Below are 23,888 nucleotides of genomic sequence, written 5' to 3'. Positions count from 1 at the left end.
CGCTGTGCCGCCCGCCTCAGTGCCGGTAGCGTTCGGCCAGCGCCATGAGGGCCTGGGCGAGTTCGGTGAGGTTGGCCGAGGCCGCCTCCACCTGCCGCGTGCCCGCCGCCGTCTGCTGGCTGGCCTGCCGGATGTTCTGCAACGCCCCCATCACCTGCTCGATGCCCAGCTGCTGCTGGTTGGTCGAGGCCACGATCTGCTGGAACGTCTGGACGTTCTCCTCCACGCGCCCGGTGATCTCCTCGATCGTGCGCTGCGTCGTGTCCGAGCGCGTCTTGCCGGCCGCCGCGCGCTTGACCGCCTCCTCTCGGCCAGCAGCTTCATCTCCGAGGCCACCACCGCGAAGCTGCGCCCGCTCTCGCCGGCCGCGGCCGCCTCGATGGCGGCGTTGAGCGCGAGCAGGTGCGTGCGCTCCGAGATGTCGTTGACCGTCTCGATGATGTCGCCGATCGTCTGGGTCTTCTCCGACAGGCTGACGATGTTGCCGGCCACCGCCTCGGCCTGCTCGCGGATCGCGTCCATGGCCTTGGCCGTGTCGGAGACGGCGCGCAGACCCTGGCGCGACGTCTGGGCGGTCGCCTGGGCGGTGGCGATCACCTCGGTGGCGCGCTTGGAGATCTGCGCGCCCGAGTGGGTGATCTCGTCGACCGTGGCGGCCGTCTCCTGCACGGCGGCGAATTGCTGCTCGACCGAGGCGGCCTGCTCCTGCGCCGAGGCCCGGATCTCGGCCGCGGCCGCGTTCAGGTCCGCCGTCGCCGCACGGTTGGTCCGCGCCAGGTCCGAAAGACCCGCAACCATCGTGTTCAGCGGATCGCGTCCATGGCCTTGGCCGTGTCGGAGACGGCGCGCAGACCCTGGCGCGACGTCTGGGCGGTCGCCTGGGCGGTGGCGATCACCTCGGTGGCGCGCTTGGAGATCTGCGCGCCCGAGTGGGTGATCTCGTCGACCGTGGCGGCCGTCTCCTGCACGGCGGCGAATTGCTGCTCGACCGAGGCGGCCTGCTCCTGCGCCGAGGCCCGGATCTCGGCCGCGGCCGCGTTCAGGTCCGCCGTCGCCGCACGGTTGGTCCGCGCCAGGTCCGAAAGACCCGCAACCATCGTGTTCAGCGTCGCGCCCAGCCGGCCGACCTCGCCGCCGCTGCGGACGTCGAGCCTGCTCGACAGGTCGCCCTCGCCGACCCGCCCCACGAAACCCATCACCCGGACCAGAGGCCGGACGATCAGCCGGTTGATGCCGATGCCGATGCCCAAGCAGATCAACAAAGTGATGAGCGTTCCACCCCACAGGGCCAGGCTCTCGTTGCGCTCGCCCCGCGCGACGCGCTCGGCCAGCGCGGCCCGCACCGCCCCCTCGAGACTCTCGATGGCGGCCAGCTTCTCGCGGAAGGTGTCGAACAGGCGCTTGCCTTGGCCGTCCGCCTCGATGTGGACGGCCTCGTCCCGCTTCGCCGGATCGGCCGCGATGCGGAGGGCGACCTCACCGACTTCCGTCTGCCAGCCGCGGGCCGCCGCCACGGCGTCGGCGAGCAGGCGCGTCCGTTCGGGATCCTGGCCGATCAGGCTTCTGAGCCTGTCGATCGCCTCATCCAGCGCCGGACGACCGGCGTGGTAGGGCTCCAGGCTGCCGTCGCGCCCCGTGATCAGGTAGCCGCGCAGCCCGGTCTCCTGATTGAGCATGGCCGCGCGGAAGTTGTCGAGGGCGCGGATCAGCTGGTTCGAGCGGCTCCGGGCATCGGTCGCCTCCCGCAATTGGTCGCCGGTCACCAGGACCGCACCGCTGCTCAGGACCGAGACCAGCGCGATGACACCGATCGCACCGCCGAGAATGCGGTTGAGTCCCAGCGTTTGGGGCATGGTCTGCTTCATCCTGCTCGGACCTGCGGCCGGCGCCGGCTAGACCGCGACCGAGGCACGGTGGCCTCTTAGCGCCGCCGCCCGGCCGATGCGAGCCACCGTCTCGGCCCGCGTCTCGGCCACCGGCCGACGCGGGGCCCGCCGCGGCGGCGCCGGGCCGCTGACGGGTCCGGCCCGATATTTACGAATTGTAAACCGACAACCGACTTGTACTTGTGCAAGCGAGCGTCCGTGTATGCATCTAAACAGCGAGAGCCGCAGTTCTCGATCGTAAAGGTTTTGCAGTAGGCGGTTGCGTCGCGCGAGATGTTGATTTCTTTCCTGATCGATACCGACCGCAAGGCTGATCCACTCGACGCGAACCTTCGGGCACGCGCCCGTGTCGAGCAGCTTGACGTTGCGCTTCGTCTGGTCCCCTTCACGATTCTTGTGAGTCTCAGCGTCGTACAGGTCATCGTCTACCTGTTCTGGAAACCGGACAACCGCGCCTATCTCGCCGCCCTGGAGGCGTTCGTCCTGCCGCTGGCCGTCCTCTCGCTCCAGCAGTGCTGGCGCTGGCGCTCCCGCCCGAAACCCCTCGCGGTGCCGTCCTCGTTCGTCCAGGGCACCGTCCTCGCCGCGCAGGCCTACGGGTTTCTCCTGGCCTCCATCCCGGTCATGCTGTTCGCGGGCGCCGACGCGCACGGGCGGCTGCTGATCGCGTCCAGCATCGCGGGCCTGATCGCGACCGGCATGAGCGCGGCTGTGCTGCCCCGGGTCGCCATCGGCTATTCCGGCCTGATCATCCTCGGCTCGTTCATCGCCCTGGCGACGACGGGGGAGCCCTTCTACATCTACGTCGCCGTCCTGCTGTTCTTCTACGCGATCTTCATCTGCTTCACGATCCTGCATCTCAGCCGGCTGCTGACGATGCGGGTGATCGCGCAGATCGAGCTGGAACGGCAGCAGGAATTCACCCACCTCCTGCTCAACGAATTCGAGGAGAGTGCGAGCGACTGGCTCTGGGAGACCGATGCCGACCTGCGCCTCCAGCACGTCTCGCCGCGGCTGATCGAGGTCGCCGGCTCCTCCGAGCGTCAGCTGATGGGTCTGCCGCTCGAGCGGCTGCTGCTGCCGCCGCTGGCGCCGCCCAGGAGCCACTCGAGCACCGCCCTCTGGAGCTGCATCGCCGAGCGGCGCGCCTTCCGCAATCTCCACCTGCAACTCGACATCTCCGGCGAGCGGCGGACGTGGTGCCTCAGCGGAAAGCCGACCTTCAACCGGACGGGCGCCTTCTCGGGCTATCGCGGCGTCGGCTCGGACGTGACCGAGAAGCGGCGCTCCGAGGAGCGGCTGTCCTATCTCGCTCTGCACGACTCCCTGACCGACCTGCCGAACCGGGTCCTGTTCCATCAGCTCCAGGAGGCGGCGCGGGAGCGGCTCGCCCAGGGCGAACGGTTCGCCGTGCTGGCCCTCGACCTCGACGAGTTCAAGAGCGTCAACGACACGTTCGGCCACGCGGCCGGCGACAAGCTCCTGAAATCGGTCGCCGAACGGCTCCGAAGCTTCGAGGCTTCCGATGTTCAGCTCGCCCGTCTGGCCGGCGACGAGTTCGCGGTCCTCGCAACCGGACGAAGCGCCCGCGACCTGCACGCCATCGAGGCGCTCGCGCACGGCATCGTCGAGGCGCTCGCGTCGCCGTTCACCATCGAGGGCATCCGGCTGACTGTCAGCGTCAGCATCGGGATCGCGATCGCGCCGCAGGACGGGTGCCAGGAGATCATGCGGCGGGCCGATCTCGCGCTCTACCGCATGAAGAGCGAGGGCCGGAACGGCTACCGCTTCTACGAAGCCGAGATGGACGAGCGGATCGAGGCGCGGCGGGCCCTGACGGCCGACCTGAGGGGCGCGCTCGATCGGGACGAGTTCATCCTCTACTTCCAGCCGATCGTGGCGGCCCAGGAATGCCGCGTGCGCGGCTTCGAGGCGCTGCTCCGGTGGAAGCACCCCGTGCGCGGCTTCGTCTCGCCCGGCGAGTTCATTCCCCTCGCCGAGGAGACCGGGGTGATCATACCCCTGGGCGAGTGGATCCTCCGGGAGGCCTGCCGGATCGCGGCCGGATGGCCGGGAGATGTCCGCATCGCCGTCAACCTGTCCCCGCGGCAGTTCCGGCACTCGGACCTGACCCAACTCGTCCGCTCGGCCCTGCGCACGAGCGGGCTGGCCGCCGCGCGCCTGGAGCTCGAAGTCACCGAATCGGTGTTCCTCGAGGCCACGCCGGCGATCAACGCCACGCTCTCCAAGCTGCGCGAGATGGGCGTGCGGCTGTCCCTCGACGATTTCGGGACCGGCTACTCGAGCCTGAGCTACCTGCGCCGGATCGCCTTCGACAAGATCAAGATCGACCAGAGTTTCGTCCGGGACCTGCCGCAGGAGCGCAGCGCGGCGGCGATCGTGAACGCGATCATCGACATGGCGACGAGCCTCGACATGACGATCACGGCCGAGGGCGTCGAGACGGACGCGCAGCGCGTCTGCCTGCTCGAGCAGGGCTGCCACGAATTCCAGGGCTACCTGTTCAGCAAGCCGCTGCCGGCCGAGCAGGCGGCGGCGCTGGCGCGCAGCCGGCAATTGCCCCCGAGGGCGGTCCGGGCGGCGTGAGACGCGGTCAGACGCCGAGCGGGGCGATGCCGGACGGGTCGGACGCGACCGCGTGCGGCGACGATTTCGGCCAATAGGGCAGGAAGCCCTCGACGATGGTGCGCGGAATGTCGAGGGGCCGGTAATGGACGGTGTCCACGAACATCAGCGACTGCTCCCCACGCCCGAGCAGGCCGTTGACCTCGCTGTGGATCTCGTGCGCCAGGGTCACGAATTTCCGGTTGTGGCTCGCGATGGAGATCCGGACAGTGACCGGCTCGAATTCCATCGCCTCCCGGCGGAAGTCGTGATGGAAGGACTTCGTCAGGACGTAGAAATCCGTGGATTTCAGGTCGAAATTCGGCATGCAGATGTTGAAGAACAGCTCGCGCGCCTTGCCGACCCAGCGCACGTAATTGGCGAAATAGACGTTCCCGACCGAGTTGGTGTCGTCGTAGGTCGGGATCAGGCGCAGGACAAACCAGTGCCCGTCGAACCCGTGTGACGCGACCGCGTCCGTCTGGTCCACCGCGACGGGCACCGGCGCCGCCCGCGGCGCCCGCTCCGCCGCCGGAATCAATTCCTCGACCGGCGGCGGCGCGCGCCATCCGAGGATCTGCGCGATCATCGGGAGGGCGCCGATCAGGCCGATGAGCGGCGCGATCGCGAGCAGCGCCCAACTCGGGGCCAGATGACCCGTGACGAAGATCAGGCACGCCGTCGCGCCGATCATCGACGTGAGGACCGAATCGTAGCGGCGCTTCGCGCCGAGCGTTTCGCATACGAGGCAGGCCGCCGCCCCGACGAGGAGCGTGGCGAAGGGCATCATCAGGTAGAGCAGCGAGAGGTTCGCCCAGATCGCCGCCGCCGCGGTGGCGAGCGCTCCCGCGAGGATCCAGACCGGGGACGCGACGAGTCCGGCCGGCACGAAGGCGAGGAGCGGCGAGTTGCTGCGCGCCGTGATCGATGTTCCGAGCCAGCGCGTGGCGCTGTAGAAGCTGTCGATCGTGGTCGCCGCGGCGATTGCCGTCCAGATGACGAAGGCCGCCGTGACCGCGGTGGTCGCGGGTTCGCGCGCGACCGCCTGCGCCACAGCCGCGTAGGCACCCGACAGCCCATCCGACGCGACGACCGGCGTGCCGAGGCCCGCCCGCGCGGCGAGCAGCGCGTTGATCGTCAGGAGGCCGAGGAACAGGAGGGCGCCGGCGCCATAGGCCGCGCGCACGGATCCGCCCGACCGCCGGATCTCGACGGCCCGCTGCCATTGCTGGATATCCATCCAGGGACCGAGCAGGAAGCCGACCAGCGAGGGAACGACCAACCCGTAGAAGCGCTCGTCGAAGGCCTGGAGCGGCACTTCCCAGCCGTCCCGATGCGCGGGCAGCTCGGCGATCAGGATCACGCTCGCCGCGAGCCCCACCAGCAGCGCCGCACTATGGATGATCCGGATGCCGCGCAGCGGGACCGCGTGCCCAATCGAGCAGGCGATGAGGGCCAGGGCGATCACGCCCACGGCGGCGTCGTGGCCGAACAGCGGAAGCCACGCATAGGCCGCGAAGCCGAAGATCGTGATGGCGACCGCGAAGAACTGAGCTCCCATGAAGAGGAGGGCGTAGGGGCCCTGCACGGCGGCCACGATCGCGTCGAGGTTCCGACGCGGCGCGCCGAGCACCCAGCCGAACAGGCCGAGACCCGTCGCATTCGGCAAGGCGAAGGCAAGAAACCCGAGCCATCCATATGTGAGGGTCACATGGATCGCGTAGAAGAACCCCAACCCCCAGAACCACGACAAAGCAATCGTGGGCGCCCAGGCCGCGGAGCGGATGAACTGGGAAGGCATTGTGTCTGCAAGCGCTCCGGACCTGACACTGTAATAGCGTATCAGATTCGTTTCGGGAATATGGCCGTCGAAAAAGGTGGCGGATATAAGATATGCATGGCGGGAAAAGCATCGGGCTTCTGGCCCGCGGCCGACACACTGAAGCGCGCCGTTTCGCCGGCCGGCGCCGAGCACCAGGGCCCGAACGATCCGGCTAATCGACCGTCTTCTGGCTGTCCCGAACAAGATCGACGAAGTTGCGGATCAGCGGAGCCTTCGTCGCGGTCCACAGGGCGAAGACATCGGCGCGGATACGGGGCCCTGCTAGCGGCCGGTAGACCACGTCGGGATGCGCCAGCCGGGCGACGTGTTCCGGGATGAGGGCAATCCCCAGCCCGGCTGCGACGAGGCTCGTCAGCGAGGCCGCCTCGACGGCCTGATGGGTGATGGTCGGGATAAACCCGGCCTCGACGCAGCAGTCCCAGAGGTACTTCGCGAACAGCGAGTCGGACATCCGGAGGAACACGAACCGCTCGTCGCGCAGGTCGAGCAAACGGAGCCTCCGCCGCGCGAGGCGGTGTCCGCGCGGCAGGACAACCTGGACGGTCTCGCTCCAGGCGCGGACCCGGACCAGATCGGCATCCTGCGGCGGCGACCGTAGGAAACTCACGTCGGTCTGACCCGCCTTCAGCATCGCGATCTGGCGATCCGGCGACCTCTCGTGGATCCGAAGATCCACCCTCGGATAGACCTGCGCGAAATCCCGGATCGCGGGACCGAGCGGCCCCGCGAGCATCGAGCCTGTCAGCCCGACATTGATGATGCCGGCGGTGCCGGCGCCGATCGCTCGGGCACGCTCGGCGGCCTCGGCTGCCCGCTCCAGGATCCCGATGACCTGAATGTGAAAGTCCTGACCGGCCCGCGTCAGCGCGACGCGACGGGTCGTCCGCTCGAACAGAGCCGTCCCGATCTCCTCCTCCAGATCGCGGATCTGCTGGCTGAGCGGCGGTTGCGCCACGCCGAGACTCTCGGCCGCGGCGGTGAAGCTGAGGTGCTTCGCGACGGCGGCGAAGTAGCGGAGGTGGCGCAGTTCCATGACGAGATTATAATGCTGCATGTTTCAATTCAAACGAAAAAGATATTTGACGTCTAGATAGCGGGGAAGGAATTTGCCGCCCGGATGGCCGGACTGGCCTTGCGCTGCACGAGGCGGCCGCGCACCGCGATTGGTCTCGGTCCGACCCGCCGCAGTGTAGGCGGGCGGTCGCGGCCGTGTGCGGGCGGGGCGTTCCGGAGAGGTTGCGATGAAGCGCGTGTTCGGGTCGCTCTTCGGGCAGGTCGTGGCCGCCCTCGTTCTCGGGATCCTCGTCGGCCGGCTCTGGCCCGACTTCGCCGTCACCCTGAAGCCGCTGGGCGACGTCTTCATCAAGCTCATCAAGATGGTGGTCGCGCCGCTGGTCTTCGGCGTCGTCGTGCACGGCATCGTCGGCGCGGGCGACCTCCGGAAGGTCGGGCGCGTCGGCCTCAAATCCCTGATCTACTTCGAGGTGGTGACGACCGTCGCGCTGACCCTGGGACTCGTCCTAGCCTACGTCTTCGCGCCCGGTCACGGCATGAACGTCGATCTGGCGACGCTGGATGCCAAGTCGCTCTCCAGCTACACCGACCGGGTCGGGCAGGTGACGGGCACCGTCGACTTCCTGATGAAGCTGGTGCCGACGACCTTCGTCGACGCCTTCGCCAAGGGCGACATCCTTCAGGTCCTGCTCCTCGCGATCCTGTTCGGGTCCGGCCTCTCGCTCCTCGGCGAGCGCGGCAAGCCCCTCGCCGACAGCCTGGAGCGGATCACCGAGGTCCTGTTCCGGATCATCGGCTTCATCGTGCGGCTGGCGCCGCTCGGCGTGCTGGGCGCGGTCGCCTTCACGGTGGGCAAGTACGGCGTCGGCTCGCTCAAGCAGCTCAGCATGCTGGTGGTGCTGTTCTACGCGGGTGTCGCGCTCTTCGTGGTCGTGGTGCTCGGCGGCATCATGCGGCTCGCCGGCTTCAGCATCTTCAAGCTTCTCGCCTATCTGCGCGAGGAACTGACCGTCGTGGCCGGGACCGCCTCCTCCGACTGCGTCCTGCCGCAGGTCATGCGCAAGATGGAGCGGCTCGGCATCAGGGAATCGACCGTCGGCCTCGTGATCCCGACCGGCTACTCCTTCAACCTCGACGCCTTCTCGCTCTACCTGACCCTCGCGACCGTGTTCATCGCGCAGGCCACCAACACCGACCTGTCCTTCGGCCACCTGATGCTGATGCTCGGCATCGCGCTCCTGACCTCCAAGGGCGCCCACGGCGTGCCCGGCTCTGCGATCGTCGTCCTCGCCGCGACGCTCTCGGCGGTGCCCGAGATCCCGGTGATCGGGCTGGTCCTCGTCCTGTCGGTCGACTGGTTCGTCGGCATCGCCCGCGCGCTCGGAAACCTGATCGGCAATTGCGTGGCGACCGTGGTCATCGCCGCCTGGGAAGGCGACATCGACCGGGCGCAGGCCGCCCGCGTCCTGAACGGCGAGGACACCGCCGACACCGCGGAGATCCTCGAGGCGCCGGTCGCGGAGCCGCACACCGCGTGACGGGTTCCCTGCCCGACGTTTACAGCTTGAAGTCGAATCCCGGAGACCGACCATGAGCGCTGGAGCCTACAACCCCCCGTGCGGCGGCCTGCCCGGCCAGACGCGGCTGATGACCGGCCGCGCCGTGTTCACCGAGGCCTACGCGGTCATTCCCCACGGCGTGATGAGTGACATCGTGACGAGCCAGCTGCCGGGCTGGGACAGGACCCAGGCCTGGATCCTGGCCCGTCCGCTCTCGGGCTTCGCCGAGACCTTCGCCCAGTACCTCATGGAGGTCGCCCCCGGCGGCGGCAGCCAGGCCCCCGAGCCGGAGCCGCAGGCCCAGGGCGTCCTGTTCGTGGTCGCCGGCACGGCCAGCCTCACGCTGGACGGCGCCCGCCACGCCCTGCGGCCGGGCAGCTACGCCTACCTCGCTCCCGGCGCGGCCTGGGCCCTGCACAACGACGGCGACGCGCCCTTACGCTTCCACTGGATCCGCAAGGCCTACCAGCCCGCGGCCGGCCTGGAGGCGCCGACCGCCTTCGTCACCCACGAATCGGCGGTCGAGCCCGCCGGCATGGTCGGCACCGACGGCGCCTGGGCGACCACGCGCTTCGTCGCCTCCGACGACCTGCGCCACGACATGCACGTCAACATCGTCAGCCTGCGCCCGGGCGCCTCGATCCCGTTCGAGGAGACCCACGTCATGGAGCACGGGCTGTTCGTGCTGGAGGGCAAGGCGGTCTACCGGCTCAACCGGGATTGGGTCGAGGTCGAGGCGGGCGACTTCATGTGGCTGCGCGCCTTCTGCCCGCAGGCCTGCTACGCGGGCGGGCCGGGCCCGTTCCGCTACCTCCTGTACAAGGACGTCAACCGCCACGCGGCGCTGGCGCCGCGCGGGCTCGGCCGGTGAGCGCCGCGATTCGCGACATCGTCGCCCGGCCGCTGACGGCCGAGGCGTTCGCGCCGTTCGGCACGGTCATCGACGCGGCCGCGGTGGCGCCGCGGCCGATGAATGCCGGGATGGCGCGCCGCTTCCACGATCTGGCGGCGGTCGAGGTCGTGGGCGAGGGGGCGCGGGTGGTGATCGGGCTCGTGGAGGCGCAGCCCTACCCGGTTCCGCTGCGGCTCGGCCTCGTCGAGCGGCACCCGCTGGGCGCGCAGGCGTTCCTGCCGCTGAGCGCGGCGCCGTTCCTGGTGGTGGTGTGCCCGGACGCCGAGGGCCGGCCCGGGCCGCCGCAGGCCTTCGTCACGGCGCCGCGCCAGGGCATCTGCTACGCGCGCAACACGTGGCACGGTGTGCTGACGCCCTACGGCCAGCCGCAGGACTTCGTGGTGATCGACCGCGGCGGTCCGGGCGTGAACCTCGAGGAGCACATCTTCGCGGAGCCCTGGACGGTGCGTCTGCCCGGCCGGGACTGAGGTCGAACGCGGATCGCGCCGTCCGCGCACGCGGCGGCCAATTATTGACGCGCCCAAATCCCGGGCCGTCCCGCGACGCCCGGACCGGTTCCGGCGGCGCACGGCGTGTCAGGGGCGCCCGGATGCAATCAATCCCGGGGGCGCGGGCGCGAAAGTCCGTTGACTGGCACCGGTCAGAGGCTATCGAGGCCGCAACCAGGGAGTCCGCACCAACGCGGACCCGAGGAAACGCCGGGCCGCAGGCCCGCACCGGAAAGGCCGCCATGTCGCTGTACCGCACGCCCCTGTCCCGCCGGCGCTTCCTGGCGACCGGCTCGACGGCCCTCATCGCCGGCACCGTGGCGGCACCGCACGTGGCGCGGGCGCAGAAGGCGGAGTTCACCTACAAATACGCCAACAACCTGCCCGACACGCACCCGATGAACATCCGGGCGCGCGAGATGGCGGAGGCGCTGCGCACGGAGACCGGCGGCCGCTTCGACCTCAAGATCTTCCCGACGAGCCAGCTCGGCTCCGACACCGACACGCTGAGCCAGCTGCGCTCGGGCAGCGTCGAGTTCTTCACGATGTCGCCGCTGATCCTCTCGACCCTGGTGCCCAACGCGTCGATCAACGGCATCGGCTACGCCTTCCCGAGCTACGACGCCGTCTGGCCGGCCATGGACGGCGAGCTCGGCGCCTGGGTCCGCCAGCAGATCGCCAAGGCCGGCCTCGTCGCCATGGAGAAGATCTGGGACAACGGCTACCGCCAGACCACCTCGTCGACCCGGCCGATCGCCGTGCCCGACGACTTCAAGGGCTTCCGGATCCGCGTCCCGGTCTCGCCGCTCTGGACCTCGATGTTCAAGGCCTTCGATGCGGCTCCGGCCTCGATCAACCTGAACGAGACCTACTCGGCCCTGCAGACCAAGATCGTCGAGGGCCAGGAGAACCCGCTCGCGGTCATCTCCACGACGAAGTTCTACGAGGTGCAGAAGTACTGCTCGCTCACCAATCACATGTGGGACGGGTACTGGTTCCTGGCGAACCGCCGCGCCTGGGAGCGCCTCCCGCCGGATCTGCGCGAGACGGTGGCCCGCCACATCAACGCTGCCGGGATGAAGGAGCGGGCCGACGTCGCCCAGCTCAACGCCAACCTGCAGGCGGAGCTCTCGAAGAACGGCATGGTCTTCAACAAGCCCGACCCGGAACCCTTCCGCGAAAAGCTGCGCAAGGCCGGTTTCTACGCCGAGTGGAAGGGCCGGTACGGCGACGAGGGCTGGTCGCTGCTCGAGAAGGCCTGCGGGAAGCTCACCTGATGAGCGCCGCGGGAGCGCCGCGCGGCGGGGTCGCGCCGTGCTCCCGGCGGGTGATGAATCTCGCCCACTTCCTGCTGCGTGCCGCCCGCCGGTTTCCGGACGCGGTGGGGCTCGCCTGGGGCGCGCGGCGCTGGAGCTGGGCCGAGCTCGACGCCCGGGTCGACGCGATGGCGGCGGCGCTCGCCGCCCGCGGCGTGATCAAGGGTGACCGCGTGCTGGTCCAGGCGCGCAACAGCAACCAGCTGTTCGAGTCGATGTTCGTCTGCTTCCGGCTCGGGGCCGTCTGGGTGCCGGCCAATTTCCGGCAGACGCCCGCGGAGATCGCCTATCTCGCGCGCGCCAGCGGCGCCTCGACGCTGATCTGCGGCGCGGGTTTCCCGGACCACGCCGCCGCCGTGCGCGCGGCCTGCCCGGACCTGAACCGCGTCGTCGAGATCGGAGGCGCGGCCTTCGGGGACGATTACGACACGCTCGTCGCCGACCATCTGGGCGCGGCCGCTCCCGTCGCCGATGTCGCGCACGACGATCCCTGCTGGTTCTTCTTCACCTCGGGCACGACGGGCCGCCCCAAGGCGGCGGTCCTCACCCACGGCCAGATGGCCTTCGTCATCACCAACCATCTCTGCGACCTGATGCCGGGCACGACGGAGGCCGACGCCTCCCTGGTCGTGGCGCCGCTCTCGCACGGGGCCGGCATCCACCAGCTCGCGCAGGTCGCGGCCGGCGCCAAGACGGTGCTCACCGCCGGCGAGCGGTTGGATCCCGAGGAGGTCTGGGCCCTCGTCGAGGCGTGGCGCATCACGAACCTCTTCACCGTGCCGACCATCGTGAAGCTCTTGACCGAGCACCCCGCCGTGGCGGCGCACGACCATTCGAGCCTCCGGCACGTGATCTACGCGGGCGCCCCGATGTACCGGGCGGACCAGCAGCACGCGCTTCGGGTGCTCGGCCCGGTGCTGGTGCAGTATTTCGGCCTCGGCGAGGTGACCGGCAACATCACCGTGCTGCCGCCGCGCCTCCACGCGGTGGAGGACGGGTCCGATGTGAAGGTCGGCACCTGCGGGTTCGAGCGCACCGGCATGCAGGTGCAGATCCAGGACACGGAGGGCCGCGAATGCCCGCCCGGCGCGACCGGCGAGATCTGCGTGTGCGGTCCGGCCGTCTTCGCGGGCTACTACGACAACCCGGAGGCGAATGCGGCGGCGTTCCGCGACGGCTGGTTCCGGACTGGCGATCTCGGCCATCTCGACGCGGAAGGCTTCCTGTTCATCACCGGCCGCGCCTCGGACATGTACATCTCCGGCGGCTCGAACGTGTATCCGCGCGAGATCGAGGAGAAGCTCCTGACGCATCCGGCGATCACCGAAGCCGCGATCCTCGGCGTGCCGGATCCCGCCTGGGGTGAGGTCGGCGTCGCGGTCTGCGTCGCGCGTCCCGGGGCGTCGGTGGAGGAGGGGGAGTTGATCGCGTGGCTGTCGGCCGCCGTCGCGCGCTACAAGCTACCCCGGCGCGTCTTCTTCTGGGAGGCGCTGCCGAAATCGGGCTACGGCAAGGTGACGAAGCGCGCGATTCGCGAGGAACTCGCAGAGCGGGGCGATCTGCCCCTCGACGGGACGGCGGGCGCACGGCGCCGGTAAGGCTACCGCCGTTCACTCTCGATTGATGCGGCGCTCTGCGTCCTCGCGAGCCACGGAGATCAGGACCGCTCTTCGCCCGTCAGCCTCGCGCCGCCGGATGGCGCCGATCCCCTCGCGCAGGCGGGATAGTCGAAGCCCGAACCGGCTCGTCATGGGGCTCCGGACATGCGTCGTCAACGCACTGCACCCAGCCGGCGGGGGCCGTTCGGTCGAGGCGGACGGACCGGCGCACGTCGCTGCGCGCGCAGCATGATTTCGCTGCATGACAGCTCGGAGGTGCGGAGCCCCTGACATGTCCCGGCAGGCGGCGCATATTGCATCGCAGCAAACCGGGCCCCCGCCCGGTCCGGACCGGGATCCACAGCCGATGACAGCCCTCGCGAACTTCGTCAGCCGTCTCGAGGGCGCGGTGCGACGCGCCGCGGCCGAACGCTACGCCGAGCAGCGCGAGCGGATCGTGCGGACCGGCGGCGCCGGCATGATCTGATCGCGCTCGGCGCGCACCCCACGGTGGCGGTCGTCAGAGGAAGCCGATCGAGAACCAGGGGACAAGGATGATGACCAGGAGGCCGATCAGTAGCGCCACGATGTAGCCGAGGATCGGGCGCATCCCGGCATCGGGATGGATCCGACTGATGGCGCAGGCCGCGTAGTAGCCGACGCCGAAGGGCGGGGCGAAGAGGCCGATGCCCATCGCGAGGATCACCACCATGGCGTAGTGGACCTCGTGGACGCCCACCGCCCGGGCGATCGGGAAGAGGAGCGGCCCGAAGAGCACGATCGCCGGGATGCCCTCCAGAACCGAGCCCAGGATGATGAAGGCGACGGCCGAGACGAACAGGAAGCCGAGCGCGCCGCCCGGGAGGCTCTTCATCACCTCGGCGAGCGTCTGCGAGAAACCCGACTGCGTCAGCGCCCAGGCCATCCCGGTGGCCGCGCCGATGATCAGCAGGATCGCGCCGGACAGGGTCGCGGTGGTGACCAGCATCGGGTAGAGCCGCCGCCAGTCGAACTGTCGGTAGATGAGCAGGCCCGCCAGCGCCGCGTAGACGATGCCGATGGTCGAGACCTCGGTCGCGGTCGCGATACCCTCGACCACCGCGAAGCGGATCACGAAGGGCAGGGCGAGCGCCGGGATCGCCACCAGGAAGGCGCGGCCGATGACGCGACCCGAGGGGCGGGCGACGTGGCTCAGGTCCTCGCGGCGGTAGCGCCACCAGACCAGCGCGCACAGCGTCGCGGCGAGGACGAGGCCCGGCAGCAGGCCGCCGGTGAACAGGGCGGTGATCGACACGCCGGTGACCGAGCCGATGGTGATCAGCACGATCGAGGGCGGAATCGTCTCGGTCTGCGCGCCGGTGGTGGCGAGCAGGGCCACCAAGTCGCCCTCCTTGGCGCCGCGAGCCCTCATCTCGGGGAACAGCACGGGCGCCACGGCCGCCATGTCGGCGGCTTTCGAGCCGGAGATGCCCGAGACGAGGTACATTGCCCCGACCAGCACGTAGTGCAGGCCGCCGCGCACGTGGCCGAGCAGCGAGGCCAGGAAGCCCACCATGGCGCGGGCCATGCCGGTCATCTCGATCAGGAGGCCGAGGAACACGAAGAGCGGCACCGCGAGCAGGATCAGGTGGCTCATGCCCTCGTCCATGCGGCCGACCACCACCATGGACGGCGCGTCGGTGGTCAGCGCGATGTAGGCGAAGGTCGACAGGCCGAACGCGAAGGCGATCGGCACGCCGGAGAAGACCAGCGCGCCGACGCCGAGGACGAAGAACAGCAGCAGGTTGAGATTGCCGAGATTGGCGAGCCAGGGCTGGAGCGCCACGAGACCGGCGGCGAGTCCGGCACCCAGCACGAGCGCGCCCCCGGTCAGCCGCCAGTCGGCGGATTCGAGCAGGCGGATCACCGCGACCACGAGCATGAGGCCGAGACCGATCGGAAGCGCGGCGGCACGCCACGCGTTGTTCAGTTCCAGCGCCGGTGTCTGGACGAAGGTCTCCTCGCTGGCGAACTCGAAGGCGGGTTCCAGCAGCAGGGCGACGAAGATCAGGCCGGCCACCAGGGCGACCGTTTCCAGGAAGGCGCGCAGGCGCGGGCCGCTCATGGCCACGAAGGCGGTCATGCGCATGTGCTCGGCGCGGCGGAAGGCGACCACGGCGCCCAGCATGGCGAGCCACAGGAACAGGATCGAGGCCAGCTCGTCCGACCAGACGAGGGGTTCGCGGAAGACGTAGCGGCTGACGACGCCGCCGAGCAGCACCGCGATCTCGGCCAGGACGAGCAGAGCCGCGGGGATCTCCACGAGGTAGCCGAGCCCGGTATCCAGCCGGCGCAGCCAGCTCCGGGCGCGCAGCGGCGGACCCGACACCTCAATCCCCGCCGTCGTCTCGACGGCTGCAATATCGATCTGCATGGCGCCCTCCCGTCGAGGCCGGTCCCGATGCCGCTGGCGGCGGGACCGGCCCCACGTGCGTCTTCGCGTGTTTCTTGTGGTGCGTCTCGGCGCGCCTTCGTTCTCCGCTACCGTTACCCGGTCCGGCGGAAAGCGCGTCAGGTTAGTTTGCCCGACACGTCCGCGAGATGCGACCACGCCACGTCGACGAACTTCGTTTTCCAGTCCTTGTAGAAGCTCGTCCGCCCGGAGGCCGCGCGGAATCGCGCCCGGTCGACGTCGGCGACCGTGATGGCCTTCGCGGTCAGGCTCTCCCGGAGGGCGACGCTGAGCTCGGCGACGCCGTGGCGCGGCGCGTCAGGCGCCGTCGCCGTTGAGCCGCCGGTAGGCGCGGATCACCTGGCTGTCGTCGGCGGCGCCGTCGCCGCGCCCGGAGGTCGAGACGAAGAGCTGATGGGCCAGCGCGGCGAGCGGCAGCGCCGCCCCGGCGCCGCGGCCGGCCTCCAGCACGATGCCGAGGTCCTTGACGAAGATGTCGACGGCGCTCGTGACTTGCGGCGCGTCCTCCAGCATCCGCGGACCGCGGTCGCGCAGCATCCAGCTGGCGGCCGAGGAGCCCGAGAGAATTTCCAGCACCACGCCGAGGTCGACGCCGACCCGCCCGGCGAGCGCCAGCGCCTCGGCGGCGGCGGCGATGTGCACGCCGCACAGGAGTTGGTTCACGGCCTTGACGGTGGCGCCCTGTCCGGGCCGCTCGCCGACATGGAAGATCCGGTCGCCCAGGGCGTCCAGGGCCGGCCTCAGCGCGGCGAGCGTCGCCGCGGGCGCCGCCGCCATGATCGTGAGGGAGCCGGCCTGCGCGCCGACGACGCCGCCCGAGACCGGCGCGTCGACGAAGCGGCGTCCGGCCGCCGCGACGCGCTCGGCGAGGTGCTCCACCGATCGCGGCGGGCAGGTCGCCGTCAGGACCACGATCCCGTCCGGCGCGAGCGCGTCGAGGGCGCCCTGGGCGAACAGCACGTCCTCGGCCTGCGCGGCGTTCACCACCATGAGGAGGAGGGCGTCGGCGCCCGCGGCGGCGCCGGCCGGCGTCTCCGCCGCGGATCCGCCGGCTTCCGCGAGGGCCGCGCGACTCTCCGGCCGCAGATCGTAGCCGCGGACCGCGAAGCCCGCCGCGACCAGGTTGGTCGCCATCGGCAGGCCCATGGCGCCGAGGCCCACGAGGGCGATGTGGCTCAGAGCCATGACCGGATGCTCCGCGCCATCGCGGCGGCCGAGATGCCGTAGCGGTCGTGGAGCGTCGGCAGGGCGCCGGCGTCGAGGAACTCGTCCGGCAGGCCGATCTGGCGGAAGCCGCGCCCGGGCATGACACCCGCGCGCATCAGGAGACCGGCCACCGCCTCGCCGAGCCCGCCGATCACGCTGTGGTTCTCGGCCACGACCACGAGCCGGCCGCCGCGCCCCGCCTCGTGCAGGATCGTCGCCGCGTCGAGGGGCTTGATCGTCGGCACGTGCAGCACCGCGACCTCGACCCGGTCGTCGCGCAGGGCGTCGGCGACCTCCAGGGCGCGCATGGTCATCAGGCCCGAGGCGATCACCAGGACGTCGCGGCCGTCGCGGATCATCTTGGCCTTGCCGAGCTCGAACGTGTAGCCGTACTCGTCCAGCACCAGCGGGACGTTCCCGCGCAGGAGCCGCAGGTAGACCGGTCCTTTGTGGGCCGCCATCGCGGGGACGACCTGCTCGGTCTCGTGGGCGTCGCACGGGTCGACGATCGTGAGGTTCGGCATCCCGCGGAAGATCGCGAGATCCTCCGTCGCCTGGTGGCTCGGGCCGTAGCCGGTGGTCAGGCCGGGCAGGGCGCAGGCGATCTTGACGTTGAGATTCTCCTCCGCGATCGCGAGGCAGATGAAGTCGTAGGCGCGCCGTGCCGCGAACACCGCGTAGGTTGTCGCGACGGGCGTGAACCCCTCACGGGCGAGGCCCGCGGCGGCGCTCATCAGCAGCTGCTCGGCCATACCCATCTGGTAGAAGCGCTCGGGATGGGCCTGCGCGAAGATGTGCAGGTCCGTGTACTTCGACAGGTCCGCCGAGAGGCCGACGATGTCGGGCCGGGTCTCGGCGAGCTCGACCAGGGCGTGGCCGAAGGGCGCGGCCTTGGTGCGCTGCCCGGGGGCGGCGAGCGAGGCGATCATCGCCGAGGTCTTGGCGCCGCCGCCGGTGCGGGGGGCGGGCTTCTCGTATTTGGAGCGTCTCACCGCACGCTCCCCTCGTCCAGGATCGCCAGGGCCCGCTGCCACTCGTCGGGCTCGACCCGCAGGAAGTGGTTGCGCTCGCGCGCCTCCAGGAACGGCACGCCCTTCGCCATGCGGGTGTCGCAGATGATGACCCGGGGCTGAGTGCTGGGGTGATGACGCGCGGCGTCGAAGGCCCGGACCAGCGCGTCGATGTCGTTGCCGTCGACCCGCTGCACGAACCAGTTGAAGGCCTCGAATTTCGGCGCGAGCGGCTCGAAGTTGAGTACCCCCTGCGAGGCGCCGTCCGCCTGCATGCCGTTCACGTCGACGAGGCCGATCAGGTTGTCGAGCTTGAACGACCCGGCCGACATCGCGGCCTCCCAGGTCGAGCCCTCGTCCAGCTCGCCGTCGGAGAACAGGTTGTAGACGAAGCTCCGGGAGCGCTTCCGCTTCAGCCCCAGCGCCATGCCGACCGCGATCCCGAGTCCGTGGCCGAGCGACCCGCCGGTGATCTCCATGCCCGGCGTGTAGGCGGCCATGCCGGACATCGGCAGGCGGCTGTCGTCGCCGCCGTAGCTCGTCAGCTCGTCCTCGGGGAGGATCCCGGCCTCGATCAGCGCCGCGTAGAGGGCGATGGCGTAGTGGCCGATCGACAGCAGGAAGCGGTCGCGGCCCTCCCATTCCGGATCCTCGGGCCGGTAGCTCAGCGCGTGGAAGTAGCTCACCGCCAGCACGTCGGCGATGCCGAGCGCCTGGGCGATGTAGCCCTGGCCCTGGACCTCGCCCATGCGCAGGGCGTGGCGGCGAATGCGGTAGGCGCGCTCGCCGAGCGGCACGTTGGAGCCGGCGCGCGGCCGCTCGGTCGGGACGTCGATCGCCATGGCGGCCGCCTTCAGTGGATCAGCATGCCGCCGTTCACGTCGATCACCGCGCCGGTGATGTACGTGGACAGGTCGGAGGCGAGGAACAGGCAGGCCTTGGCGACGTCGTCCGCGACGCCGAGCCGCCCGAGCGGGATGCCCTTGGCGATCTCGACCTTCAGCTCGGGCGTGAGTCGGCCACCCGTGATGTCGGTCTGGATCAGGCCGGGGGTCACGGAATTGACCCGCACGCCGTCCGGGCCGAGTTCGCGCGCCATGGCCTTGGCGAGGCCGAGGACGCCGCCCTTGGCCGCGCTGTAATGGGGGCCGCCGAAGATGCCGCCGCCCCGCTGCGCCGAGACCGACGACATGCACACGATCGTGCCGGAGCCCTGGCCGCGCATCGCCGGGATCACCGCCTGGCTCATGTAGAGCGTGCCGCGCAGGTTGACGTCGGTGACCGCGTCGTAGTTCTCCGGCCCGATCTCCATGATCTTGAGGGGCTGGGTGATTCCGGCATTGTTGACCAGCACGTCGATGCGTCCGAGGCGGCCGACGATCTCCTCCGCCGCCGCCGCGCAGGCCGCCCGGTCGGTGACGTTGCAGGCGAGGCCGAGATGGCCCGGGCCCACGTCGCGGGCGGCGGCCTCGGCCTGTCCGGCGTCGAGGTCGAGGACGGCGACGCGGGCGCCGTGGGCCGCGAAGAGGCGTGCCGTGGCCTTGCCGATGCCGCGGGCGGAGGCCGCCCCGGTGATCACGCACACCCGGTCGTTCAGCAGCATGGAGAGCCCTCCCGGCGACCCGCGACAGCGTGGGCCGGACCTGACGTCGCGACGGCAGGGGCGCCGGGCCGGGAGTCGCGCCTCCGGGGATCGAGCCCACGGATCGAGCGGTCCGGCGCCGTCTCCTCCCGCTTGCCTCGCGGACAGGAGATTGACGGCGCCACGCGCCCGCGACAAACGCGGAATCTGCACCCGCAGTTGAATCACACTCATCTTTCGCCGGGTCAGGCGAGGTCGGGGTTCAGAGGCACGCCAAGCTCCTCTGCCAGCCACCGCGCGAAGACCCGCAGCGGCGTCCGCCGGCGCGCGTCGGCCGGGCAGACGAAGTGGTGGCCGACGTAGCTGATGTCGCGCGACCGTCCGGCCAGCGGCGCGACGAGGCGCCCGGCGGCCATCTCGCGCTCGGCGAGGCGCGTGGATTCGAGCGCGACGCCGAGACCGTCCGCGGCCGCCGCCAGGGCCAGGAAGCTCCGGTCGAAGCGGATGCCCGCGCTCGGCTGCGCGGCGAGCTGATTCTGCGCGAACCAGTGCGTCCAGCGCACCTGCTTGTTGTCGCTCTGGATCAGGGGCTGCGCCAGCAGCTCGGACGGCTCGCGGATCCGGGCCGCCCGCGCGGGGTCGCAGAGCGGCGTCACCGTCTCCGGGCCAAGCGGCATCCGCACCAGTCCCTCACCGCGGGGCGGTCCGTAGACGATGTCGGCGTCGAACTCGTCGGTGAGGAACCGGGCGTAGTCCATGCCGGCGGCGAGGCGCACCTCGAAGCCCGGATGGACGCTGAGGAACCGAGCGAGCCGCGGTGCGAGCCACTGGGCGGCGAAGCTCGGCGCGCAGTGCAGCCTGAGCAGCTGCGGCCCACGATTCGCGACTAGGTCGAAACCGCGGTTCAGCTCCGCGAAGGCGCGCCCGACATGGTCGCACAGCGCCTCTCCGGCGGGTGTCGGCGCGATGCCCTGGCCCACCCGCTCGAACAGCGCGACGCCCAGCGTCTCTTCCAGCTTGCGCAGCGCATGGCTGACCGCGCTCGGGGAGAGGTTGAGTTCGCCCGCCGCGGCCTTGAACGAGCGTCGCCGCGCGGCAGCCTCGAAAATCCGGACGGCGGAGAGGGAGACGGGCGGCCTCATCCCGGGAGAATGGGCCGCGATCGGCGGTCCTGGCAACGGCGACGCAACGATCGGGCAGGCGTCGCGGCCGTGGCGAGTTCAGGCCGACCGTTGGCCGCGGATCCGGACCGGCGCGGCGACCGGGGCGATCTTGCCCTGCTGGGCGACGTCGCACAGGACGGCCACCATGGCGTCGGCCTGTGTCTCGAGGTCGGGCGGCCCGAGATCACCGCGGGTGTTGCGCCAAGCGATGAAGATGCAGGCCAGGATGGCCGACGCGCTGGCGGCCAGGGGAGCGATGATCAGCGCGGCGAGGGCGCTCACCGGCGCCAGCATCGCGGCTGTCGCGAGGCCGCTGACAAGGGCTGCGGCTATCAAGACGATCATCGGAGCCTCGCCCGATCTGTGTGTCCGGGTCCAGCGCCCCTTCACCGTCTCAGGATCGCGTCACAAAGGTTTACGCTTCGTTAACGGGAAGCTTCCGTCCGATGAATCTCCGCTGGACGGCGCGCCGAGTGCTTCGCGATCAGCAACTCGACGGTTGCGTGAGCAGGTCGGCCCGAAGGTTTGTGCCGGCCGCGCATGTCTCCCGCGCGCCACGGCTCGATGAGCGACACGGCGCCAGGATCGGCATCGGCGCCGCGGGCAATATCCGGGTCGATGTCCGTGACGATGCCACAGGTATCGCCGAGCGTGACTGATCTTGCGGATCGGATCTGTTCGGACTGCCGCCCGAAGGTTGAAGAACGCGCCGCCATTGACCGGTTCGGAGACTGTCAACACCGATCACGCCTCGTGGCGCTTCGATACCTCGCGCTGACCGCTCGGCGCGCCGACCGCATACGCCCATGCGTTCAAACTGATACGATCGGATCAGGTCTGGTACAGGACGAACCCTTGCTGCTCTGGGTGGAGCGATGATAGCCCCGGCGCGAGTGGCGTGTGGGATCACTGTCTCCGATGGCCGTCGACGTTCGAGCTGGAGCGCGCCTGCGCGAGATCGCAGCCGTCTTGGGCTGTCCGGTCGAAGCCTTCTACGCGCCGGACGGCGCGGCTTGCGACGCGGGCATGACCTCCGAGCTGTTCCGCCTCTGGCACGCGATACAGGAGCCACAAGGCCGTCAGCGCGTCCTGAACAGCGCTCGGCGCGAAGTCTATGGCGGAGCGACCGTCGCGAAGGCTGCCGAATGAGGGTAGCGCCGTTGCCGGTCGCAAAGTCTCGTCAGGGAGAGGGGATGACGGCCGCCGCGGTCAACGTCCCTGCGCGATCCACCCCAGTACCGTCGCGCAGCGCTCGGCCTGCTCGCGGGTCAACCCCGAGGCGACAGCCGCGCCGTCGCGGTAGACCGCGAAGGTCCCGTCGTCCGTCGCGCGGATCTTGACCGACGCCATCACGCGGCTCCCGACGTCAAGGCCTGGAGCTGGGAGAGACCGGCCGCGGTGATCTGCCAGACCGCCACGGAGCCCTCCGGACCATCGTGGAGATGGATCCGCTGGAGGCGACCGGTGCTCTCGAGCGCCGTCAGCCGGCTGTGGTCGCCGGGCCAGGAGGCGTCCGCTCTCTGCCGGACCGAGATCCGGCAATCTCCGGCTTCGGCTGCCTTGTTGAGAAGACGGCGCTCGTGGTTCACCCGCATCGGCACTCCGGCTCTGCTCGGATCGGTACGCAGCAACTACCGACAGGCTGACCGATACGGTTAAGCTTGGCAACCCCGCGGTCGTAACTGCCTCTGGATCATGCTGGGCACGCTCTCGGCGACGAGGCGGCGAAGCCTCCGGCTCGGGGACGTACCGCCGCGTCGGTCGTGCGGCTCGCGCCATCGAACCGGGACGGCCGCCGCGTGGCATCGGGCTCAGGCTTCGGGCGCGCCGGTCGCGAGCTCGACCAATGAGAAAGGCCGGCCGGGTTTCCCCGGCCGGCCCCTCTATCCGACATGCGTGGCGATTACCGCAGGAGCTGGAGGACGCCCTGCTGGGCGGAGTTGGCCAGCGACAGGGCCGAGATGCCCATCGACTGGCGGGTCGACAGCGCCTGCGAGTTCGCCGCCTCCTGGTTCAGGTCGGCGTTGGTCAGGTTGGCCGAACCCGTCTGCAGCACGTTGATCAGCTGCTTGGAGAAGTCCTGACGGTTCTGCACCACCGACAGGTTCGAGCCCAGCGTGCTCGCCGCGGAGTTCAGCGTGTTGCCGGCGCTGGTCAGGGTCGCCAGCGTCTTGTTGACGTCCGAGTTCAGCAGGAAGTTGCCGAGGCCGTTCTGGCTCGACGAGTTGTTCGAGCTGGTGATCGAGGACAGGCCGAGGCCGCTGGCCGTCGCGTCCACCGAGGCGACGTTCAGGTTCGAGCTGCCGGTGTCGTTGAACTTGATGTTCATGTCATTGCCCTTGCCGGCAATGAGGTTGACGCCGTTGTAGCTGGCGTCGCCGGCGAGCTGCGTGATCTGGTTGAGCAGGTTGTTGTACTGGCTCGCCAGCGAGGAGCGCTGCGACACGCCCGAGATCGACAGGTCGCTGGACACGACGGTGCTGGCGGCGGTGCCGTAGGTCGAGGCGGTGGTGGCCGAGGCGGTGAAGCCCAGCGCCGTCTGGCTGCCGGAGTTCTGGAACTCCACGTCGGCCTGGGCATTCAGGACGATCTTCGTGCCGGTGCTGTCGATCGAGAAGATCGCGCCGGCGCCGAACGAGCCGCTGGACGAGGTCGAGGCCGAGCTGACCGCGGAGTTCAGGGCCGCGACGGTGGCGCTGATGCTCGAGGAGGCGGCGACCGTGGCGGAGACCGAGGTGCCGTTGATGGTCAGCAGCACGGTCTGGGAGGCGGTGCTGGCGCTGTAGGCGCTGGCCGCGGTGCCGGTGGTGGAGAGCTGGGTCGAGAGCGCCTGGTTGGCGATCGACTTGGCCTGGTCGACCAGCTTCTGGATCGAGGTGATGCCCTGGTTGGCGGCCTGAATCGACTGGACGCCGTTGGAGATGCCGTCGAGGAGCGTGTTCAGGCTCGAGGAACGACCGTCGAGGGCCTGGGAGGTGAAGAAGTTGGTCGGGTTGTCGAGGGCGGAGTTGACCGTCTTGCCGGTCGCGAGGCGGTTCTGGGTGGTCGCCATCAGCTGGGCGGTGTCCTGCAGCGAGAGCAGGTTCTGACGCGTGGCGGCCGACAGGGTGATGGAGGACATGGGTCGTATCTTTCTGATTTGATGCGCCCGTTTCTCGGGCACGCCAGTAATCGGCTCCCAAACGTTTCGCGTGGGTTAAATCAATTGCCGACTCCGGGCGTGTCCGAAGTGA

Annotated in this window: 20 protein-coding genes and 2 pseudogenes; 7 read left to right on the top strand and 15 right to left on the bottom strand. The window is 70.0% G+C overall.

Translation table 11 applies throughout. The annotated features are described in order from the left end of the window. Window positions 1-16: 16 nt before the first annotated feature. Together MOTC310_RS07145 and MOTC310_RS07140 are read right to left on the bottom strand one after the other, a co-directional pair. Window positions 17-807, bottom strand: a pseudogene (locus MOTC310_RS07145) (methyl-accepting chemotaxis protein); the annotation flags it as partial. Beyond that, window positions 807-1,853 (bottom strand): annotated as a pseudogene (locus MOTC310_RS07140) (CHASE3 domain-containing protein); the annotation flags it as partial. The pseudogenes MOTC310_RS07140 and MOTC310_RS07145, both read right to left, overlap by 1 nt. A gap of 429 nt (window positions 1,854-2,282) precedes the next feature. Here MOTC310_RS07140 and MOTC310_RS07135 point away from each other — a divergent pair. Further along, window positions 2,283-4,493 carry a putative bifunctional diguanylate cyclase/phosphodiesterase gene (locus MOTC310_RS07135; protein ID WP_331301281.1) on the top strand — a complete coding sequence of 737 codons (2,211 nt, stop codon included), beginning with the start codon at window positions 2,283-2,285 and terminating at the stop codon, window positions 4,491-4,493. Window positions 4,494-4,500: 7 nt separating this feature from the next. Here MOTC310_RS07135 and MOTC310_RS07130 read toward each other — a convergent pair whose 3' ends face one another. Both MOTC310_RS07130 and MOTC310_RS07125 read right to left on the bottom strand, forming a co-directional pair. After that, window positions 4,501-6,312 (bottom strand): acyl-CoA thioesterase, encoded by a 1,812-nt coding sequence (locus tag MOTC310_RS07130; protein ID WP_331301280.1) that lies wholly within the window; start codon window positions 6,310-6,312, stop codon window positions 4,501-4,503. 193 nt (window positions 6,313-6,505) lie between these two features. Continuing rightward, on the bottom strand, window positions 6,506-7,387 hold the full coding sequence (locus tag MOTC310_RS07125; RefSeq protein ID WP_331301476.1) for a LysR family transcriptional regulator: 882 nt from the start codon (window positions 7,385-7,387) through the stop codon (window positions 6,506-6,508). A 208-nt stretch (window positions 7,388-7,595) separates the two neighbouring features. Between MOTC310_RS07125 and MOTC310_RS07120 the strand changes: the two genes are divergently transcribed. From MOTC310_RS07120 to MOTC310_RS07100, 5 genes are all read left to right on the top strand, one after another. Next, window positions 7,596-8,906, top strand: coding sequence for a dicarboxylate/amino acid:cation symporter (locus tag MOTC310_RS07120; protein ID WP_331301279.1), 1,311 nt, complete (start codon window positions 7,596-7,598; stop codon window positions 8,904-8,906). A 52-nt stretch (window positions 8,907-8,958) separates the two neighbouring features. Beyond that, the gene (locus tag MOTC310_RS07115; protein ID WP_331301278.1) at window positions 8,959-9,798 is read left to right on the top strand and encodes a bifunctional allantoicase/(S)-ureidoglycine aminohydrolase; all 840 of its coding nucleotides are present in this window, start codon (window positions 8,959-8,961) and stop codon (window positions 9,796-9,798) included. Further along, a complete protein-coding gene (locus tag MOTC310_RS07110; RefSeq protein ID WP_331301277.1) occupies window positions 9,795-10,307 on the top strand; it encodes an ureidoglycolate lyase in 513 nt (170 codons plus the stop codon). The genes MOTC310_RS07115 and MOTC310_RS07110 overlap by 4 nt, the downstream gene beginning before the upstream one ends. Before the next feature lie 263 nt (window positions 10,308-10,570). Beyond that, window positions 10,571-11,605, top strand: a complete 1,035-nt coding sequence (locus tag MOTC310_RS07105; protein ID WP_331301276.1) for a TRAP transporter substrate-binding protein — start codon at window positions 10,571-10,573, stop codon at window positions 11,603-11,605. Beyond that, window positions 11,605-13,242, top strand: coding sequence for an acyl-CoA synthetase (locus tag MOTC310_RS07100; RefSeq protein WP_331301275.1), 1,638 nt, complete (start codon window positions 11,605-11,607; stop codon window positions 13,240-13,242). The genes MOTC310_RS07105 and MOTC310_RS07100 overlap by 1 nt, the downstream gene beginning before the upstream one ends. A gap of 520 nt (window positions 13,243-13,762) precedes the next feature. Here MOTC310_RS07100 and MOTC310_RS07095 read toward each other — a convergent pair. From MOTC310_RS07095 to MOTC310_RS07060, 8 genes are all read right to left on the bottom strand, one after another. After that, window positions 13,763-15,655 carry a TRAP transporter large permease gene (locus MOTC310_RS07095; protein ID WP_331301274.1) on the bottom strand — a complete coding sequence of 631 codons (1,893 nt, stop codon included), beginning with the start codon at window positions 15,653-15,655 and terminating at the stop codon, window positions 13,763-13,765. 336 nt (window positions 15,656-15,991) lie between these two features. After that, complete coding sequence (locus MOTC310_RS07090) at window positions 15,992-16,879, bottom strand: NAD(P)-dependent oxidoreductase (protein WP_331301273.1); 888 nt, start codon at window positions 16,877-16,879, stop codon at window positions 15,992-15,994. Further along, window positions 16,870-17,892 (bottom strand): transketolase family protein, encoded by a 1,023-nt coding sequence (locus MOTC310_RS07085; protein WP_331301272.1) that lies wholly within the window; start codon window positions 17,890-17,892, stop codon window positions 16,870-16,872. Before MOTC310_RS07085 ends, MOTC310_RS07090 begins: the two co-directional genes overlap by 10 nt. Beyond that, window positions 17,889-18,752, bottom strand: coding sequence for a transketolase (locus tag MOTC310_RS07080; protein ID WP_331301271.1), 864 nt, complete (start codon window positions 18,750-18,752; stop codon window positions 17,889-17,891). Before MOTC310_RS07080 ends, MOTC310_RS07085 begins: the two co-directional genes overlap by 4 nt. 11 nt (window positions 18,753-18,763) lie before the next feature. After that, on the bottom strand, window positions 18,764-19,513 hold the full coding sequence (locus MOTC310_RS07075; protein ID WP_331301270.1) for an SDR family NAD(P)-dependent oxidoreductase: 750 nt from the start codon (window positions 19,511-19,513) through the stop codon (window positions 18,764-18,766). Window positions 19,514-19,737: 224 nt separating this feature from the next. Then, window positions 19,738-20,634 carry a LysR substrate-binding domain-containing protein gene (locus MOTC310_RS07070; protein WP_331301269.1) on the bottom strand — a complete coding sequence of 299 codons (897 nt, stop codon included), beginning with the start codon at window positions 20,632-20,634 and terminating at the stop codon, window positions 19,738-19,740. A gap of 78 nt (window positions 20,635-20,712) precedes the next feature. After that, entirely contained in the window at window positions 20,713-21,000 is a 288-nt protein-coding gene (locus tag MOTC310_RS07065; RefSeq protein ID WP_331301268.1) for a hypothetical protein, read from the bottom strand. 80 nt (window positions 21,001-21,080) lie between these two features. Beyond that, complete coding sequence (locus tag MOTC310_RS07060) at window positions 21,081-21,371, bottom strand: hypothetical protein (RefSeq protein WP_331301267.1); 291 nt, start codon at window positions 21,369-21,371, stop codon at window positions 21,081-21,083. Window positions 21,372-21,573: 202 nt separating this feature from the next. Between MOTC310_RS07060 and MOTC310_RS07055 the strand changes: the two genes are divergently transcribed. Then, a complete protein-coding gene (locus tag MOTC310_RS07055) occupies window positions 21,574-21,804 on the top strand; it encodes a hypothetical protein (RefSeq protein ID WP_331290767.1) in 231 nt (76 codons plus the stop codon). A 60-nt stretch (window positions 21,805-21,864) separates the two neighbouring features. Here MOTC310_RS07055 and MOTC310_RS07050 read toward each other — a convergent pair whose 3' ends face one another. The 3 genes from MOTC310_RS07050 to MOTC310_RS07040 form a co-directional block, all read right to left on the bottom strand. Further along, complete coding sequence (locus tag MOTC310_RS07050) at window positions 21,865-22,005, bottom strand: hypothetical protein (RefSeq protein WP_331290765.1); 141 nt, start codon at window positions 22,003-22,005, stop codon at window positions 21,865-21,867. Further along, entirely contained in the window at window positions 22,005-22,250 is a 246-nt protein-coding gene (locus tag MOTC310_RS07045) for a hypothetical protein (protein ID WP_331301266.1), read from the bottom strand. The genes MOTC310_RS07050 and MOTC310_RS07045 overlap by 1 nt, the downstream gene beginning before the upstream one ends. Window positions 22,251-22,558: 308 nt before the next feature. Continuing rightward, window positions 22,559-23,776 (bottom strand): flagellin N-terminal helical domain-containing protein, encoded by a 1,218-nt coding sequence (locus MOTC310_RS07040; protein WP_331290763.1) that lies wholly within the window; start codon window positions 23,774-23,776, stop codon window positions 22,559-22,561. Between the last annotated feature and the right edge of the window lie 112 nt (window positions 23,777-23,888).

Source organism: Methylobacterium oryzae, from assembly GCF_036441375.1.
GTDB classification, from domain to species: Bacteria; Pseudomonadota; Alphaproteobacteria; order Rhizobiales; family Beijerinckiaceae; genus Methylobacterium; species Methylobacterium oryzae_A.
Note: the sequence above shows the minus strand (reverse complement) of the source record. Positions and strands in the feature narration are given on the sequence as shown.